18 protein-coding genes are annotated in these 17,608 nt (G+C 39.4%); all 18 read right to left on the reverse strand.

The genetic code is table 11. The features are described 5' to 3' along the window. Positions 1-2: 2 nt before the first annotated feature. Positions 3-1,232 carry a glycosyltransferase gene (locus tag BGX14_RS14200; RefSeq protein WP_095880233.1) on the reverse strand — a complete coding sequence of 410 codons (1,230 nt, stop codon included), beginning with the start codon at positions 1,230-1,232 and terminating at the stop codon, positions 3-5. A 316-nt stretch (positions 1,233-1,548) separates the two neighbouring features. Further along, on the reverse strand, positions 1,549-2,502 hold the full coding sequence (locus tag BGX14_RS14205; RefSeq protein ID WP_095878958.1) for a DDE-type integrase/transposase/recombinase: 954 nt from the start codon (positions 2,500-2,502) through the stop codon (positions 1,549-1,551). A gap of 11 nt (positions 2,503-2,513) precedes the next feature. Further along, on the reverse strand, positions 2,514-2,849 hold the full coding sequence (locus BGX14_RS14210; RefSeq protein WP_095878959.1) for a transposase: 336 nt from the start codon (positions 2,847-2,849) through the stop codon (positions 2,514-2,516). A gap of 70 nt (positions 2,850-2,919) precedes the next feature. Next, the gene (locus tag BGX14_RS15400) at positions 2,920-3,438 is read right to left on the reverse strand and encodes an HNH endonuclease (protein ID WP_158223344.1); all 519 of its coding nucleotides are present in this window, start codon (positions 3,436-3,438) and stop codon (positions 2,920-2,922) included. Positions 3,439-3,446: 8 nt separating this feature from the next. Next, the gene (locus BGX14_RS14220; RefSeq protein ID WP_095880235.1) at positions 3,447-4,418 is read right to left on the reverse strand and encodes an AAA family ATPase; all 972 of its coding nucleotides are present in this window, start codon (positions 4,416-4,418) and stop codon (positions 3,447-3,449) included. Positions 4,419-4,488: 70 nt separating this feature from the next. Further along, positions 4,489-5,442: a DDE-type integrase/transposase/recombinase gene (locus BGX14_RS14225; protein WP_095878958.1), complete on the reverse strand. Its 954-nt coding sequence runs from the start codon at positions 5,440-5,442 to the stop codon at positions 4,489-4,491. 11 nt (positions 5,443-5,453) lie between these two features. Next, a complete protein-coding gene (locus BGX14_RS14230) occupies positions 5,454-5,789 on the reverse strand; it encodes a transposase (protein ID WP_095878959.1) in 336 nt (111 codons plus the stop codon). 63 nt (positions 5,790-5,852) lie between these two features. After that, positions 5,853-6,095, reverse strand: coding sequence for an AAA family ATPase (locus BGX14_RS16540; RefSeq protein ID WP_095880236.1), 243 nt, complete (start codon positions 6,093-6,095; stop codon positions 5,853-5,855). A gap of 50 nt (positions 6,096-6,145) precedes the next feature. Further along, the gene (locus BGX14_RS14240) at positions 6,146-7,306 is read right to left on the reverse strand and encodes a polysaccharide pyruvyl transferase family protein (protein WP_198951216.1); all 1,161 of its coding nucleotides are present in this window, start codon (positions 7,304-7,306) and stop codon (positions 6,146-6,148) included. Between the two features lie 30 nt (positions 7,307-7,336). Then, on the reverse strand, positions 7,337-8,578 hold the full coding sequence (locus BGX14_RS14245) for a Coenzyme F420 hydrogenase/dehydrogenase, beta subunit C-terminal domain (protein WP_095880238.1): 1,242 nt from the start codon (positions 8,576-8,578) through the stop codon (positions 7,337-7,339). Between the two features lie 16 nt (positions 8,579-8,594). Next, on the reverse strand, positions 8,595-9,383 hold the full coding sequence (locus tag BGX14_RS14250; RefSeq protein WP_095880239.1) for a glycosyltransferase family 32 protein: 789 nt from the start codon (positions 9,381-9,383) through the stop codon (positions 8,595-8,597). Positions 9,384-9,386: 3 nt separating this feature from the next. Further along, on the reverse strand, positions 9,387-10,607 hold the full coding sequence (locus BGX14_RS14255; RefSeq protein ID WP_095880240.1) for a hypothetical protein: 1,221 nt from the start codon (positions 10,605-10,607) through the stop codon (positions 9,387-9,389). A gap of 11 nt (positions 10,608-10,618) precedes the next feature. After that, positions 10,619-11,239 carry a DapH/DapD/GlmU-related protein gene (locus tag BGX14_RS14260; protein ID WP_198951217.1) on the reverse strand — a complete coding sequence of 207 codons (621 nt, stop codon included), beginning with the start codon at positions 11,237-11,239 and terminating at the stop codon, positions 10,619-10,621. Then, positions 11,205-12,470 (reverse strand): O-antigen polymerase, encoded by a 1,266-nt coding sequence (locus BGX14_RS14265; RefSeq protein WP_158223345.1) that lies wholly within the window; start codon positions 12,468-12,470, stop codon positions 11,205-11,207. Before BGX14_RS14265 ends, BGX14_RS14260 begins: the two co-directional genes overlap by 35 nt. Positions 12,471-12,490: 20 nt before the next feature. Next, positions 12,491-13,732 carry a glycosyltransferase family 4 protein gene (locus BGX14_RS14270; protein WP_095880242.1) on the reverse strand — a complete coding sequence of 414 codons (1,242 nt, stop codon included), beginning with the start codon at positions 13,730-13,732 and terminating at the stop codon, positions 12,491-12,493. Positions 13,733-13,735: 3 nt separating this feature from the next. Continuing rightward, positions 13,736-14,869 (reverse strand): polysaccharide pyruvyl transferase family protein, encoded by a 1,134-nt coding sequence (locus tag BGX14_RS14275; RefSeq protein WP_095880243.1) that lies wholly within the window; start codon positions 14,867-14,869, stop codon positions 13,736-13,738. Between the two features lie 3 nt (positions 14,870-14,872). Further along, positions 14,873-16,039 carry a Coenzyme F420 hydrogenase/dehydrogenase, beta subunit C-terminal domain gene (locus BGX14_RS14280; protein ID WP_095880244.1) on the reverse strand — a complete coding sequence of 389 codons (1,167 nt, stop codon included), beginning with the start codon at positions 16,037-16,039 and terminating at the stop codon, positions 14,873-14,875. Beyond that, positions 16,032-17,576, reverse strand: a complete 1,545-nt coding sequence (locus BGX14_RS14285; protein WP_095880245.1) for a hypothetical protein — start codon at positions 17,574-17,576, stop codon at positions 16,032-16,034. Before BGX14_RS14285 ends, BGX14_RS14280 begins: the two co-directional genes overlap by 8 nt. Positions 17,577-17,608 lie beyond the last annotated feature (32 nt).

Here is a 17,608-nt window from a genome sequence, read left to right on the forward strand (position 1 = left end):
CATTATTCTTTATCCCGATACACCATCTTCAGCTGTTCATAATACGCTTCGGCATTATAACGGGCCTGCGCAGCTTCGGCAATGGCTGCATAATCGAATTTTGCGGCGAACATCTGCTCTATTTTAGTCTTCAAGTCTTCGACATCGCCCGAGACAAACGTCATACCATTCGCGACGCAGTCCTTATCCGCATTTTGTGCCGCGCCGTTCTTACTGGCGGCATCTTCCGCACAGCCCGATTCACATATCAGTTCCGGAATGCCGCCGATTCTCGCTCCAAGCACTGGCGTTCCTAAGGACTGTGACTCAATGACAGTTAGAGGGTTATTCTCGCTCCATTCGGCAGGGAGAACCATAAACCGCGCGCCTTCCAAAATCGGGCGGAACTCGTCCCAGTTCTTCTGGCCAACAAACTCGATATTCGCGCAGTCCTTATATTGCGCCTGCAATTCGGGCAACAGTTCGCCACCACCAATCACAATCAACTTGTACGGCAACTGCGAAGCCGCCTTGCACAAGGTCGGCACACCCTTCACAGAATTCACGCGGCCAAGGAACACGTAGTAATCATCTTTTTTCAGGGACGGATTCTGCACCTTGCTTACATCAATAAAATTGCAGAGCACTTGCATCTTTTCGGCGGAGTAGCCGCCCTTCACCATCGTATCGGCTAGGAACTGCGACGGCGGCAGGAACTTGTCGGTACAGGCCTGCAGGCGGTCCTTGTTCCACTTCTTGATTTCGCGCCAGCCGATAATGGCCCCGGGAATATTGCCCGGCATGCACTTGTGCCTGATAACCGCAGTCTTGTCGCTGAAGCACTCCTCGCACCACTTTCCGTTGCGGGTGCAGGTATAGCAGGGGCACACCAGCTTGGTATCGTGCAAAGTCCATACCACCCTGATACCACGACTGTGGGCAATCTCCGCGATAACCGGGGAGAGCTGGGTGTGGATATTGTTCAGGTGGAGCACATCGGGCTTGAAGTCATCTAGCAGTGCGGTAAACTTCTTCTTCACCTCACCATCGCCGAAGGGACGCGTGAACGCAGCCACCTTGGACATGTTCCTTGGCCAGTACTTGCTCCAGGGACTCTCCAGGTTCTCGGAATAGTCCATGGAGAAAATAGCTACCTCGTGGCCGTGCTGTTTAAGCAACTGCTCCAGATTGAGCATATAGATGCAGTCGCCACCGCGACGATAATAGAACTTGTTGGAGAGAAGAATTTTCATGACGTAAAGATAAACAAAATATCGGGCGGCCCGGCACTCCCATGCCGGCGCGCTCTATGTTATGGGACCTAAAGGCCCTCATAACACGCAGCCACTACGTGTCTGCGCCCCAAGGGGGGTCACAATCGCTACCGCGATGCTAAATTTTATTCCACCGCAATAAATGGCTGAAATGAGATGAAAGGGTCGGGTTTTCTGAAATGATGACATATTTAAAACCGAGAAATTCGGAATTGATGGATAACATTTCTTTAATTTCATCTGTCCCGCCCAAGTTGAACTTGGAAAATTTTAACAAAGCTAATAAGGGATTCCGTCAGGTCGGTTGGTTAGCCCAATAGTCCTCACGTTCTCTTGTCGCATTATACAATTTTGTTCTTCGTTCTGCAAGTCGTTCCTCCATCTTTCCTGCGAAAACCTCGTCAGGAGTCAGGAATCCGATTGCGGAATGTAGCCGTTCCGAGTTGTAGTAATTGATCCAGTCCGACATTTTCCTCTTTGCATCGGAATAGTCCTGGTAAGCGTCACGACGGACTTCCTCCGCCTTGAGGGTCTTGTGAAAACGTTCCACTTTCCCGTTGCTTTGCGGATGGAAGGGAGATGTAGAGGTCTCCCTGAGTTCAAGTTTCGAAACCAGATCGAGGAAATCCTTCGAGGCGAACTGCTTCCCGTTATCGTGGATTATGCGGGCATGCGCATCGGGATGGAGTTCCTTCGCCCTGGTCACGAGAATTTCAACGTTCAAGCCTTCCATCGTGGAGAAAAGGTCCCAGACGAGAACCTTGCGGCTGAACCCGTCCAGGACGCAGGCGAAGTAGAAGAACACTCCGCAAACTCTGACGTAGGAATAATCCGTATGCCACTGTTCATTCGGACGTGTCGGCTGGTCGAACCCCTTTTTCCGCGCTTCCGCAGGAAAAGCCCATTTGCCGAAAAGGTTGTTCCTCTTCAGTATGTTGTAAACCGTCGATGGACGGGCGTATGCGATATCCCTGTCTACCATAAGCCAGGCCAGGTAGCGGTATCCATGCAGATGGTCCTTGTACTGTTTGCAGAAGTCGACGATGGCGCGAGTCTCTTCCGGGGTCATCCAGTTGGACTTCGGCGTATCGTGGTTATGCCGCGTTTCCGCCTTCCTCCGCGAAACCCAGTTGTTCCATGTACTTTGCGGGATTCCCAAAAAGGATACCAGCCTGGACGGGGCGATTCCCGTCCTTGCGTAAATGGCGTCGATTTCCGCAATGATGGCGGTCCGTTCGGAGAGGCTCATTTTCTTCTTTCCTAGGGACGGCCAGTTAATTTTTTTTTGAGGGCCAGGTTCTCCTGAGCGATGTCGGCGATGACGGCATCCTTGTCGGCCAGGGTTTTCTCGAGAGCGTCTATTTTACGCTGTTGCGCCTTTTCGGTTATGTCGGGGCGTTTCTGCTCGAAAATCCCCGTAGCGGATTCGAAAAGTACCTTCCTCCATTCGAGAATTTTGTTCGGATGTATCTTGTACTCGTCCGCAAGTTCAGATAAGCCCCTGCCCTTGAGGAGAATTTCGCTCAGGATTTTGACTTTGTCCTCCGCACTCAGGCGGCGACGTTTCTGTTTTTCAGGTTTATTTTCTTCTGCCATAAGGTGGCTCCTTGGTTGGAAATATACACCTTATTAGCTTCCTCAATTTTTTCCAAGTTGCGGTTAAGCGCTACACATCTATGTTGTCTTGTTTTTCAAGAAACTGATTTACGGCTTCTTGAAAATTATTCATCTTTCTAATGAATTCATCCCAAAAACGTTTTTCTCTCAGTTTACGTAATTTACATCTTCCATTAAAAATTCTTGACAATAATTCAATGGTCTTGGAAATAGCTGTTGTTTGACATTGTGGGAAAAAAGAAGCTTTTCCCCGAGCAAAATCAATTCCTTGAACAATTTCTATTTCAAGATTAGACATTGATGGGTTGCAAATTTGATCAAAACTATTGGATTTCTTTCTATTACAATACCCACAAGCGACGAATAGATTATCCCATTCATTGATTAAACTTTCGTCCCCTTTTTGTGATGTTAAATGCTCTACTTCGTAGTCTGTACCTAATTTACGTTCGCAGAGATAACACTTCCCACTTTGATCATTAATTATTGCTTCGCTGACAGAATCGTCACTGTAGCCGTGTGTTGACAACCTTTTGGGTGCCACTGTAGATTTTTTCACTCGAATCACCAGACGCCTCAGTGCAAAAAAGAACGCTTCAGTTCCATAAATCGTCCCTTTATTAAGGGACTTGCGATTTCGCTCATCTTGTCGAAATTTTTTATGAGACGATCTAATTCGCAACTCTCACTGCTACTGAGATTTGTTCTTTTTATGAGTTCTTCTAATCTTTCTAATCGAGTTGCAAGAATTCCTGATTCCAAGGACACTCCGAAATAACCTTCTGCAAGGGAATCATAGGAATATTCAGTTAAATCCTCTACAGTTTCTTTGTTTTCGAGGTCAAATGCAATTGCATTTTCTATAGAACTTAGTACAAAAGGGGAATGCGTCGCTACGATAAATTGAACGTGGGGAAAAAGCTTTGTCAAAATTGGCATGATTTGACGTTGCAACGATAAATGAAGATGTGTTTCTGGTTCATCAATAATAACAATACCCGGTTTTTCGTAAGCTCTAGTTAATGAACCTTTTTTTTGCATTTTCAACATCAAATCGCTGACTATATCTAAAGCTGCTGCATAACCTGCGGATAGTTCGGTAAATTTGAAAACTTTACCTAAAGATTGGATAGAAAAAGAATACTTATGGTAATCAAAAATTAAATCAAGATTTGAATCGTCAAATATAGATCGTAAACAATCTTTGAATTCATCAAACCATTTTTTGATATGGTCGTCATCATCAAAATTTCCTTCATTTCGAGCTAATGCTGCTTGGATTTTGTAATCCACAAGGAACTTAAGAAATTGATTAGTACTGCTTTCCTGAATGTTTGTGCTTATGGACAGTTTTGGTTTTTCTAAAACTTTTACTTCTTCGAAAGATGGAACACGAAGTGCTTTGTAATACGCTACAATGAAGTCTCCATTGTTAAAATCTTTAATGGTCTGAAAAATATCCGTAAAGTCAATTCTTACTTTGCCAAAAAAAGATTCTTTTTGTTTTTCATAACGAATTTTGTCACTCTTGGCGTTTTCTATTTCAATTGGATCAGCTGAGTTTTGTCCCGCCCAAGTTGAACTTGGAAAATTTTAACAAAGCTAATAAGGGATTCCGTCAGGTCGGTTGGTTAGCCCAATAGTCCTCACGTTCTCTTGTCGCATTATACAATTTTGTTCTTCGTTCTGCAAGTCGTTCCTCCATCTTTCCTGCGAAAACCTCGTCAGGAGTCAGGAATCCGATTGCGGAATGTAGCCGTTCCGAGTTGTAGTAATTGATCCAGTCCGACATTTTCCTCTTTGCATCGGAATAGTCCTGGTAAGCGTCACGACGGACTTCCTCCGCCTTGAGGGTCTTGTGAAAACGTTCCACTTTCCCGTTGCTTTGCGGATGGAAGGGAGATGTAGAGGTCTCCCTGAGTTCAAGTTTCGAAACCAGATCGAGGAAATCCTTCGAGGCGAACTGCTTCCCGTTATCGTGGATTATGCGGGCATGCGCATCGGGATGGAGTTCCTTCGCCCTGGTCACGAGAATTTCAACGTTCAAGCCTTCCATCGTGGAGAAAAGGTCCCAGACGAGAACCTTGCGGCTGAACCCGTCCAGGACGCAGGCGAAGTAGAAGAACACTCCGCAAACTCTGACGTAGGAATAATCCGTATGCCACTGTTCATTCGGACGTGTCGGCTGGTCGAACCCCTTTTTCCGCGCTTCCGCAGGAAAAGCCCATTTGCCGAAAAGGTTGTTCCTCTTCAGTATGTTGTAAACCGTCGATGGACGGGCGTATGCGATATCCCTGTCTACCATAAGCCAGGCCAGGTAGCGGTATCCATGCAGATGGTCCTTGTACTGTTTGCAGAAGTCGACGATGGCGCGAGTCTCTTCCGGGGTCATCCAGTTGGACTTCGGCGTATCGTGGTTATGCCGCGTTTCCGCCTTCCTCCGCGAAACCCAGTTGTTCCATGTACTTTGCGGGATTCCCAAAAAGGATACCAGCCTGGACGGGGCGATTCCCGTCCTTGCGTAAATGGCGTCGATTTCCGCAATGATGGCGGTCCGTTCGGAGAGGCTCATTTTCTTCTTTCCTAGGGACGGCCAGTTAATTTTTTTTTGAGGGCCAGGTTCTCCTGAGCGATGTCGGCGATGACGGCATCCTTGTCGGCCAGGGTTTTCTCGAGAGCGTCTATTTTACGCTGTTGCGCCTTTTCGGTTATGTCGGGGCGTTTCTGCTCGAAAATCCCCGTAGCGGATTCGAAAAGTACCTTCCTCCATTCGAGAATTTTGTTCGGATGTATCTTGTACTCGTCCGCAAGTTCAGATAAGCCCCTGCCCTTGAGGAGAATTTCGCTCAGGATTTTGACTTTGTCCTCCGCACTCAGGCGGCGACGTTTCTGTTTTTCAGGTTTATTTTCTTCTGCCATAAGGTGGCTCCTTGGTTGGAAATATACACCTTATTAGCTTCCTCAATTTTTTCCAAGTTGCGGTTAAGCGCTACAGTTTACTTCTCTGTTAGTGAAATGTATGATGAAATTATCGAATTTTTTGTGTGAAAGAGATTTGTCGTTCATTATTTTTTGTAGATGATCGACAATTGCATTCAACAAACTTGTTTTGCCAGATCCGTTTTTTCCTGTGATGAAAACATGTTGTTTGGAACCTAGTTGAATATCAAATTGTGCTAAGTGAAATACTTTGTTGATGTGGATGTTAGTAAAATAGTTCTCCATGTTTATTTCCTCCTTCTTTGTTGATTTATTCGAAAAAATGCTTTATTAGTTTATTCTATCCCGTTAAAAGCTTCATTCAGGAACTCATCGGTTCTTTTCTTCAATTGCACGAATTTTTGGAATACAGAATCGTAGTCAATAGGTGCGACTAACAGTTTTTCCAAGTCACAGTTGTTTTTGAATCTTCTGTCTTGTAAGCCCAAATTTCCACAAAGGGTATCAATTCTTGAATTCTTCGAGTGTTTGCTTCCTTCTTTGTATCGATTAAATGTTACAAAGTTTTTTTGGTGAATGATTGAAAATACAGACCCATGGAATGAATCGGTACACACATATTTTGCACCACGCAACAAATTCAAGAAACGTGCTGGGTCTACATCATAAGGAGCATAGTCGCCAAAAGATTCGTCACTTGGAACATACTGATCCAGGTGTCTTAATGCAACTATTTTACATCCAAGTTTTTGAGCAGCAAGCTTAACGGCTGTCCGATAGGATTCTTCAGCACCGAGGAAGTATGCAAAAATATATGGTTCGTAGAGTTCCTTCTTTTCAGGAATAAGTCTTGCCCAATCATCCTTACTTAACAAAAAAACAGGATCCAAAATGGTAGGAACCTTGCGTGAAGTAAGTTCTTCAACAATTTCACTTCCCCTGTTTTCACGCATGCTAACGAATTCAATTCTATTGAGAAACTCTGCAGTACGTTTTTTTTGATACCAAGGAATCTGCTTTACCCCAAAAGAAGACGCAACAGAAATCTTTCGAATACTATCAGGTACAAACATCAAATTGTAGTAATTCGTAGGCAACCCAGCAGGAGACCATAATTGATCGCTGCCAGAAACCACGGCAGAGTATCTATTCGCGCCATCACACAAAGCCTTGTATCCCTTGAACACTGGAGACAACTCCGTGAAATAACGATCTTTAAAATCAGCAAAAGATTTCAATCGAATAGCATCGTTCTTCAAAAATTCAGGGTGTTTCTTTGCACCCATCTTCTTTAGGAAAGCTTCTTTCTTATCGTTTATAAGAATTCCATTTAGGAGCCTTGGAAGCTGCTTAATCTTCTCTAATTTTGAATAACATTTCTCATACTGCACTAACTCGTATTTTAAGCCCATTCGTTTAAAATACGTTACAGTAGCAAGAGCTTGCAGCATTCCGCCATAATTTTCGTGGAAATATTTGATGCAAAGTCCAATCATTTGAATTCCTTGGGCAATCTTTTCTCTATGTTACTTTCGCCCTTTATTAGACAAATCAATAAGGAACCATAGTGATTTATGACGACCAACAAAAGCTTGCATTTTCGCCACAACAACTGTTATATAGTCTTTCAAACGAGGCTTTTCATCCAAGACAACATCGTATTCAGGAACCTTATGTCCAAAAAATCTGTCCCAGTTCATTTGTGCACGAACGCGACGTTTTTTGGGATATAACATTTCCTTTTGTGACTCATTCAATACATGCGGTTCTAACGGATCCATTTTAATATAGCCTTCGTCAGAAGCCTTTTTAAAGAGTTCTTCAAAAACAGGATTACGAACAATCCAGGAACTTATACCAACTTTATCATTGGAATAAGGATGAATATGTAAGTCACCAAAAGAAACATCAGCAAGCATGCCATAATGATCTACGCAAAGGGAGCAACGGTGAGGTTTGAAGAATGAACGCAAACGACCATAATAATTAATAAAGGGCACAGAAATATTCTTCTCACCAGTATTGATAACCATATTGCCAAGGCAACCGTTATCACGATACGCAAAGTATGAAATGCCGGTCTTCATCACACCATACTTTTTAAATAAAAAATCTTGTGCATTAAAATTTCTATTCGAGGAACAATAGACGGAAAACAAGCCAAAAAGATGTTCTTTGAACTTTTTATCTATCGCAGAACGCTTCCTAAAGCCCTGAATGTGGCACGGGATTCCGACGATAACGTACTTCCCTTCAGAATTTGCAATTTCATTTCCAATCTTATTCAAGGAAACTGGACAGTACTTAGTACTCTTTGCGTTTAAAACATCCTCTTTACAACGAGCGATGTAAGAAACTGGTGTTATGTTATCATCTTTAGAAAAACCCGTTACAACTGCACCATCAATAATTTTTTGCTCAAGCAAATATATAAGGAACTGAGAAATCACTCCACCAGAAGCGGAATGTAAACGAATTTCATCATCCCGACTATATCCAGAATAAATTGATGTGTAGGGACCTATTAGTTTGTCGTGTTTTACGGAATCAATCTCAAACAGTTGTTTTCTGGAGTTTTCAAGATTACCTCCAATTCCTGGACAAACTTTCAAACATCTCCCACAATTTACGCAGGTGGATTCGTCTACAATCGGAATATTTACGCCATTACTCCTGTTTATAGATATAGCATTCTTTGCACACATATCTTCACAAATGCCACATCCTGTGCAAAGAGCATTCTGAGTTGTATATCTAACAGACTTCATTATTCCTCATTACGATTTAATACAAATCATCCGGTTTTTTGACAAAAAGGAAACTAAAAAGTTTGCCAACTAATTTATTCATTCGTAAACAATCTACGATTCTTTGCTTAAAGTTCTTCTTTACCCAACTCCCTGCGCAGCAATGTACTGCATAAGAGTCTTTTGCAACTTGATTATAATTTGCAAATACCTTTGCAGGGAAAAGAACAACGTTTTTATCTAAATTTTGCTTTTTATTCAGATAAACAAAGCCTAGTTTTTCTGCGATATGGCTGATGACAATTGGTGCAGTATATTTCTTCGCCAAAACTTCCTGCAATGAACAGTTATGATAAAAATCCATACAATCACGATTCAATTCATGATGAGGAATCGCGGCAAGAATAGCTGCCTGCACTCCTATTCCCGGAACTCTAATTTCATCTGTCGTTCGCTTGCCATTTTTATCTATTCTTTGTTTAATTACAGGAATTTGCTCCTTTCCTGGATGATACTCCACTGCGGAAACAAAATCTCCTGTCATTAAAGAATTTAAATTCTTTAGGACCAAGACGTCAGAATCCATATATAGTCCGCCATAATTATATAATGCATAATGGCGAACATAATCTGTCAAATAAGCCCACTTTCGCTGTTCTAAAGCTTCTTTAGTAAACGCAACCGATTCGACATCAAAATCTTTTAACGTCCACTTTCGAATCTGATAATCCGGCAGGTACTTCTTCCAACTATCAATGCAACGCTGAGCCTCTTTAGGTAGAGGATCATTACTAAACCAACAATAGTGTATAATCTTTGGAATCATTTTTTACTTAATTAGGAAATCGTGATACTCAGGTTTACGGAATTGGGTTGCATAACGTACAAAATAGAAATACCAACGAATACCCAAAATCTTCTTCAGGAGTTTTGCTATAGGTATAAGGAACCTCTTCTCCATTTTTCCTGCGGTTTCCTTCGTTCCTTTGGATGCTCTAATATTTGCGGAGAACACTTTTGTCAAACAGCCTTTCTTTTTAAGGAGTTTATAGAAAGAGTCGTTGATATCAAAGGGATCTACAAAAGGCCTTTGTGTTGCAACATATTTTCTAAAAAGACGACGTTGCATCACAATGATATTTTCTCCATTTGAGAATGTGGAGAATGAATATGGCATAACAGAATACTTATCGTAGCCATTTTCGTAAATACTTTGTCGATACTCCTCGATAATCGGTTTAAAGGAGGGATATGTATCAACATTATATTGGGGGTGTCTTCTATTAATAACCTTTGTTTCAAACGGATCAAATCCAGAGAAATGGAAAAGAATCAAAGGAAATTTCTCACCATCAAAACGCTTGATGACATACTTGTTATTTTCAATGAGCAGCTCACGTTCGTGAAGATTCCAAATTGCCACATTAATGCCTGCATGGTGAGTGATTTCAACATCATCAGGGAAAAATACCGGGGCATAGTTCATCCATTTCTGATCAACAAACATTCCTTCAGAAGATTCTACATAACACTGATTCTGAAGTTTTGCCATCCACCAGGAAATCAATTTCCGGCCATTTGCAGTTGCCCTATACGCACCAAAACCAAGATTAAAAACACCCTGTCCAAGAATTGCAGCATCGCCAACAGCCCCATTGAAATTCTCATTCACAGAGAAATAATGCGGAGTTAGCATTATGGATTTTCTATCCAAAACATCCCAAATGTACTGGAAAGAGTCCTTGACGTATGTGTCAGGATCAAGATATGCAACCTTTTCGTATCCCTGATCAAATAGCTGGTTAATACAGAAAGGTTTAATTGCTGTATTAAATTCTACCACATCATATTTAAAAGCCATTTCCTTCCATGCAGGAATCCACGAAACGTCTAAATCACGAACATCACTCTCTTCAATCGCATCATCTCGAATATCAGCAAGATAAATAAAAAAGTCGCAATCAGGATTATATTCCTTAAACGATTTCTTCAAAGTTAATGCTTGTGCCAGGTAATTTTTAGCACAAATGGTAAAGGCTACATGTTTCATAAAAATAATTCCTAATTGGGAAATTTCTTAATTATTTGCGCAGGCACACCTGCAACTAGTGAATATGGGGGGACATCATGCGTTACTACTGCATTTGCGGCAACGACGGAACCTTTTCCAACATGAACGCCTGATAGGATACATGCATGTTCTCCAATCCAAACATTGTCATCAATAATGACAGGTCCTTTTATCACTAGAGGACGTTCAATTGGCGGTATGTCTAATTGATCTCTTAAAAAAGTTCCATGGTTGTTGTCGGATATGTACACTCGACGGCCGGTTAAAACGTTATTGCCTATTTTTACAAGTTTACATGCCGAAATCTGGTTATACTCACCTATTCTAACATTCGTTCCAATCTCTATGGCTGGATTGAATTTTTGTCCACCATACTGTTCCCATGCAGTTAATATCACCCCATTTCCAACAACAGTTCCCAAACCAACTGAAATGAAACGAGCGCCTTCAATTTGGTGCGGAAACTTAATTAGTCCTTTCATACTACGAAAAGAGCCTTTTATTGCTAGGTTTCTAATTTTTGCACAAATTCTAATTAACTTTTTGTTCACTCGATGAATTATGTTCAAGACTTCCTTAAGCAAACCAACTCCTTTTTCTTTCTCTAACAAGTTTAATCACTTTATACAAAATAATACATATAATCAAATTTCGAAATCCGGCATAATCTCTTTTTGAAAAGAGCATTGGAGCATACCCCGCCATTTCTAGATAATACCAAAAAATAGGAAACATTTCTATTGATATTGTTTGACTTTTTCTTATAAAAATACGTAATATCGCAGCATAAACAAACATGAATAGAAAACTCAAAACAAGCCCAAACTCAACATAGAAATCACCCCAAATTGTTTTATAATTTAAAATTGGAACTCCGCTGTATCGCTCCCAAAAAAAATGTTGTTCTCCAAGTGAAAGTTGATCAGCAATATTACTTGGAAATAGAAAACCGTACATTCTCACTCCCATAGCATGATTTCGAACTTTTTCATAATAAAGATGATCTAGATTTGGGAAGGGCTCTCCCAAATATCTAGCGACACTTGTCATTGGAGTCTCAACTCGACTACTTTCAACACGCGACTCAGTCATTGCTAGGGTGTAGGACAAGAAAACCCCTAGTAAACAAAAAGAAAGTATCAAAAAAATGGATCTTATTCGTTTTGGATAAACGCTGAGAAAGGGTAAAAAGAGGAATGCGCAGGAAATTGTTATGAAGAATAGATAGCCTCTGGCTCCGTTTACAAAATTATTCAAAAAAATGATACTCAAAACATACAACAATGCCAAAAGGTGGAACCCAATACTTCCTTTATAGTTTTTCATTTGTGTGAAAGAAATGCACACAAAAAAAAGAATAAAGGATTGTGTTACTTGAAACAATGTTCCAAAGATCCATAAAATTTTGGTTTCAAGATTAGAGTATTGATAAAGTCTTACTCCTTCCGAATGCACTGCTTCATAAATTTCTGCGCCCCCATAGGCAGCTAAATGAACAGCCGCATTCAAAAGGACAAGAAAAAAAGGCAAATAAAGACCCATCAAAATTTTTATTAGCTTTTTGTATTTTTTATTGTCGAAATTTGGCACTCCTAGAAAAAAAACCTTTTTTTTTGCGAATTGGCGGAAAGGCCACATGAAAATCAAGAATGCAACAAATGCGAAAAAATAAGGTTCAAAAGAAAATGAGTTTACACTTCCAAAAACCCTCTCGTAATATCCGATTCCGTACGCAAACACACCAACAAAGGCTATAATAGCAAACCAGCAGGCGATTAAATTGTGAATCGTAAACAAAGTTCTTGAACGTATACTAAAAAAAACAGTATACATTAAATACATTGTAAAGTTTGCGACCAAAATTAACATTTGCTATTTTCTATTATCACTTCGTAGCACAATGTCAGACAGTCATAGATTGTTTCTTCATTGTGTCTATCTCTTGACTTTTCGAAAGCATTCCTGGAAAGATACTGTTGAAGATTTACATTTTCCCAAAGCATTTTAATCTTTGCTGCCATATAATATGGATCGTTAGCAGGGACTAAAATTCCATCAACTCCATTTTCAACTAGTGAGGGTATCCCTCCTACATTCGTGCTTATAACGGGCATTCCAAGTAATTGCGCCTCACATATTGAATTTGGACTGTTTTCTATGTAAGCTGTGTGAACATAAATATTTGACTTGAGCAGATGTTCTTTTAGATCAGATGCGTTCAGAAATCCCAAAAAATGAACATTGACATCATCGAATTTTATTTTTTCATGAGTTTCCACATCTTTTTTTACATTTATTTTCCCTGCTACCGTCCATTCAAAATCAACGCCCATATTTTTAAGAACTTGTGCGGTTTTCAAAAGCATATCCGGTCCCTTCCAAAAGGTAGAACAACCGGTAGAAAACAAGGACAATTTTTTCTTATTTATCGGCTTCCATTTTCCAACAGAATCATAAAATTCTTTTCTCAAAGCCTCTCCACAATAGAAATAGTTAGCTTTGGGATTGAAGACAGAAATTAAGGATCGATCCCAATCTGTTCGTCCCATAAAATTCGATACAATCTTCAATGTTTCCTCTTCCTGATTTTTCCAGGAAAGGTACTTTTTCTTCTGTAACCAGTAACCTAATCGTTTCTTTGGATTGAATCTGATTTTATTTGTTACACATTCATCGCTATATGAAGGAGGGAACCGGGCATTATAATAAGGAGGAATTGACCCCTGAATATGAACAACAACAGGAACTTTCACATACTTAGCGACTTGTCCCCAACACCATTCACTACCGAAAACCTGAATTACATCTGGTTTGAAATCTTCCACTACTTTAACAGCTTGTTTTAGGAGCTTTTCTTTACTAACATCCCATGTATATTTGTTCTTTAATTTCTCAACGAAATTTAATTTTAACTTTATTGGGAAGTACTTGATGCCATCAATGACTTTTATTCCATGAGAATTTCGGCTCTGAAAAGCAATTCCTAATTCTATTTCACCATATTTATGAACGATAGCTTCCAAAGAATCCTGCCATCCAGCAATAGGAAGCTTGTCCTGACAGTATCGAGCAGGCTCAGAAACTTCAAACCATAGAACTCTCATAATCTACATACCTTTACTAATTTCTTTGAGCAACCATTCTTTTGATTTTTTCGCATACTCTTCTAAAAGATACTCAACTTTTTCATACTCTATTTTTGTTTCATCAAAATTTAACTCGTCAAACGATGTAATAAAGCGGTTCTTTATTTGTACAATGTTCAAAAAGTCACTGATTCGGGAAGAATTCCCATAATTTTTCAGGGGGAAAGTGATGAATTTTTTTTTGAAGATAACACTAAATGCGGTAGCGTGAAAAGATGAGGAAACTACATAGTTAGCGTTTTTTATCAACGCTACAAATTCTATTGGTCCCGCATTGTTTATATTTACATCTGCAAAAGGGATTTCCCCATAATCATTCACAGAATAGATCTTCAAATCATATTTCTTTGCCAAAAACAATGCACAACGTCGTAAATTGTCATCGTTGTTTAAAAAATCATATACCAACAAATATTTTTCGTGGTGTTTGTTGTAACATAGATTGTCCCAATACTTTCGGGGTTGCAAAAAAACAGGATCTGCAACAAGAGTTGCTTTAAAGCCCAGAGTACCTGCTAAATCAACACCGGTTTTTTCTCGTACAGAAATGGACCTAAAGTTATTCAAATGACTCTTTACGAAATTTATATGACTATCAGCAATCGATGTTGTTGCAAAACTTGCTGCATAGGATATGTTTTTAATTGGATCTTTTGAAAACGAACAATAAAAGTTTTCATCCAATCCGTTCGGACAATTTGTATTCCAAATTTGGTCGCTTCCAGCAATAAATAAATTTGCAGAGATAGGGCTGTTTTTGAAATCTTCAGTTGTTCTGTATGTACGCGAAGTTAACTTGAGAAATCGCTTTGTGAAATTATCAAATTTTCTTTTTCGTCCCCAAAATTTCAAATCCTTTCTGTTTTGTAAAACAGCCCACAATGGTTTAAGAAAAGGGATTTTACGGTAGAGATTATAAATTGTTCCACTTGGTACTAATCTAAATAGATTATATCGCTTTGATAAATAGTCAGGGCGATAGTCAATAATTTCAACATTATGCCCATTTTGCTCTAAAAACTTCATCAAAGCATATGCCTGTAATGATGCTCCATAATTGTATACATTGTGGCAAGTAATGGTTTTTATAAGCATACTCTACAGCCTTTTTAAAAAATTTGTTAGAGTTCTTCGTGGATGTTTTAAACGATTTATTATTTTTTTTACAAACTCTCGTCTTTTAATTACATCATATATATTTGAGATTGTCGCATTCGAGTCAGATAATACCCGTTGAACCTTGTGATAATCAGGAGTTCTATAAGCATTGTTCCTCATTTGACCTTCTGTAACAACATCCAAAGACAAAACTTCTAAATTGAGGTTACTCTTTTTTATCCAGGTTTCACCTTTTTCAGAAAGTGTTAAAACAGAACATACTCCTTCGTCATTATTCTTGTAGTGATTTCCCCAAGCATCACCGATTCGAATGTCTGCACTTGAGTTAGTATACTTAAACTTACAGCTATCATAGCAAGCACAACCTAGACAACGATCACCAAGAAAGAACTTGTAGAATACATCATCTTTTTGTAGAGATGATGTGTATACGTGTTTTTTTTCAGCTTGATTGCATTCTATTCTAAGGGAATATGAATTTTTCCAACCGCTTTCTTTATTACGCCACAGAGCTCGTGATATCTTCCCGTGTTTTTTTTCAATATCCAAACAATATTTTTTCCACAGCCACATGGATGGGACGCCATGGCAAAAGAAGTCAAGCAACAAAAAATTGTCTTCGACTTTAAACTTTCTTATGTATCTTCGAAAAGAGTCAATTTGGCACGGAGTCCCCGTAACAAAATATTTTTCCTTGCGATTAATACTTTTAAATCCGTCAACAGTGTAGCTTTGGATATACTTTGAACCAATGCTTTCTTGTAGTTCTTCGTGATTTTCAGCTATATAGTGTTCAGCAATTCCTTTTTCTGCATTATATCTAACAGCACAAACTTTGTATCCTTCGTCTATAGCCTTTTTACCAATTTCATAGCTTACTCCTCCTGATGTACATTTTCTCCTAGCTAGAGTATCCCGGCTCCAAGCTCCGTAAGATTCTATTTTTTCATTTGATGATGCTAGGCCGTCATTTAAAAATGAGCAACATTCGGTACACAATCCACAATTAACACATTTGTCTAAATCTGAGATTATGGGCTCATAAAAACCGGCTTCGTTCAGCTCTATTCTAATAAGATTTCTTGCACAAACTGTTGCACAAACTCCGCATCCAAAACAATTTTTCACATTAAAAATGTTACCCATTGTGACCTCGATGTAAAATTGTTTTTGTTTTTGCAATCACAAAATGTTTTTCATCTGGATCTACACCCAAAAACCAACTTGCAAGTATTGCGGATAGTACAGAAATAAAAGCTACAACAATAGAAAAAGTAAGGGTTCCGGGAACGCTCACTTTTACAACAACGGGGGCAATAAAGGATACAACAGAGACCAACACAACCCTAGCAGTTACTTTTTTTAAGTATTGAACCAAAGGGAGTTGTATTGTAAAATGCAAAAGAATAGCTCGTGCTATATGACATACGAAAGCCATAATCAAACAAATCACTAATGCAGAATATGGAGAAAAACCTGACTTAAGGAATAGATATACCATAGGTAATGTTAATAAAGATATTCCACCGACAACGATTTGGTATATTTTCACGTTCCCTGACGCATGCATAGAGGCAACCAATGTCCCTGAAAGGGAGTCAATCATAGCTGTAACCAAAACCAATCTTAAAAATAAAACTGTATATTCCGGCACCTTTACAAGCCATAAATTTAATATGGTTTCGGCTTCCATCAAGATTGGTGATGTTAAAATTAGTAGCATTAAGAACGACAACCGGCTTCCTTTAAATACAATTCTAAACATACCTTCATAGTCTTTTGATGCATAGCTTTTCACAATTTGTGGATTCATTGCTAATTGAAAATTAGTTGCAAAACCATTAAGAGCGTTAAGAACTTGATATGCAACACCTCGTGCCGCGTTTACGGCTGTGCCAAAAAATAAATTCAGAACAACGTTGACACCCTGATCTTTTGCTACCGCTGAGCAAGACCCTATCAAGTTCCAACCTACAAAGGAAAATATTTTCTTTGTTTCTGTCGTATTGAAATTTAGGGAAAAACGACATTTTTCAAAATTCCTTCGGCAATATACACTATACATTACACGAATTGATACTGCAGTCAGCATTAAAAAGAGAGCATATAAAACCAATTTGTCTGAGGATGATTTTATAATTAAAAACACTATAATCAGCTTTAGTGATGCCTCAACAATGCTGACAAATGCAAATGCTTTCATCTTTTCGTAAGCAATAATAGATGCTGTGTATGGTACGCTAACTACATTAATTAAGAACGTTATCAAAGATAGTTGGAATACATAATATGCGGCGTCCATACGATCTTCTGGAATTCTCATTTGATTATTCAAGAAGTACAAACCTATGGTTTCGGCTAAAACGAAAATTACGACCGCCAGAATAAAATGAACCACAAGTGTTGTTGAAAAAATTCGTTGAACATTCCCATTGGGGCCTAATCCGATTTCAAAGGAAATGAATCGCTGTGTGGCTGTTGTCATAACTCCACTTAGCACGGCAAATGTTGATACAAAGCCGCCAACTACGTTATAGATGCCATAATCAACAACGCCTAACGTATCCAGAACAATTCTTGACGTATAGAGACTTATTCCAAGAATCAGCAGCATACGAAAATAAAGCAGCAAAGTATTCTTTGCTATCCGCTTGTTGTTTTGCTGTTCTGTGGCCTTGTCCATATATCAAAAAATGCAGTAGCACAATGGTGCCA

The sequence above is a fragment of the Fibrobacter sp. UWS1 genome (genome assembly GCF_002300445.1).
GTDB lineage: Bacteria > Fibrobacterota > Fibrobacteria > Fibrobacterales > Fibrobacteraceae > Hallerella > Hallerella intestinalis.

Coding starts and splice junctions, on each gene's coding strand:
- BGX14_RS14200 (WP_095880233.1), bottom strand. CDS start 1,232: ATGAAAATTCTTCTCTCCAACAAGTTCTATTATCGTCGCGGTGGCGAC.
- BGX14_RS14205 (WP_095878958.1), bottom strand. CDS start 2,502: ATGAGCCTCTCCGAACGGACCGCCATCATTGCGGAAATCGACGCCATT.
- BGX14_RS14210 (WP_095878959.1), bottom strand. CDS start 2,849: ATGGCAGAAGAAAATAAACCTGAAAAACAGAAACGTCGCCGCCTGAGT.
- BGX14_RS14225 (WP_095878958.1), bottom strand. CDS start 5,442: ATGAGCCTCTCCGAACGGACCGCCATCATTGCGGAAATCGACGCCATT.
- BGX14_RS14230 (WP_095878959.1), bottom strand. CDS start 5,789: ATGGCAGAAGAAAATAAACCTGAAAAACAGAAACGTCGCCGCCTGAGT.
- BGX14_RS16540 (WP_095880236.1), bottom strand. CDS start 6,095: ATGGAGAACTATTTTACTAACATCCACATCAACAAAGTATTTCACTTA.
- BGX14_RS14240 (WP_198951216.1), bottom strand. CDS start 7,306: ATGATTGGACTTTGCATCAAATATTTCCACGAAAATTATGGCGGAATG.
- BGX14_RS14245 (WP_095880238.1), bottom strand. CDS start 8,578: ATGAAGTCTGTTAGATATACAACTCAGAATGCTCTTTGCACAGGATGT.
- BGX14_RS14250 (WP_095880239.1), bottom strand. CDS start 9,383: ATGATTCCAAAGATTATACACTATTGTTGGTTTAGTAATGATCCTCTA.
- BGX14_RS14255 (WP_095880240.1), bottom strand. CDS start 10,607: ATGAAACATGTAGCCTTTACCATTTGTGCTAAAAATTACCTGGCACAA.
- BGX14_RS14265 (WP_158223345.1), bottom strand. CDS start 12,470: ATGTATTTAATGTATACTGTTTTTTTTAGTATACGTTCAAGAACTTTG.
- BGX14_RS14270 (WP_095880242.1), bottom strand. CDS start 13,732: ATGAGAGTTCTATGGTTTGAAGTTTCTGAGCCTGCTCGATACTGTCAG.
- BGX14_RS14275 (WP_095880243.1), bottom strand. CDS start 14,869: ATGCTTATAAAAACCATTACTTGCCACAATGTATACAATTATGGAGCA.
- BGX14_RS14280 (WP_095880244.1), bottom strand. CDS start 16,039: ATGGGTAACATTTTTAATGTGAAAAATTGTTTTGGATGCGGAGTTTGT.
- BGX14_RS14285 (WP_095880245.1), bottom strand. CDS start 17,576: ATGGACAAGGCCACAGAACAGCAAAACAACAAGCGGATAGCAAAGAAT.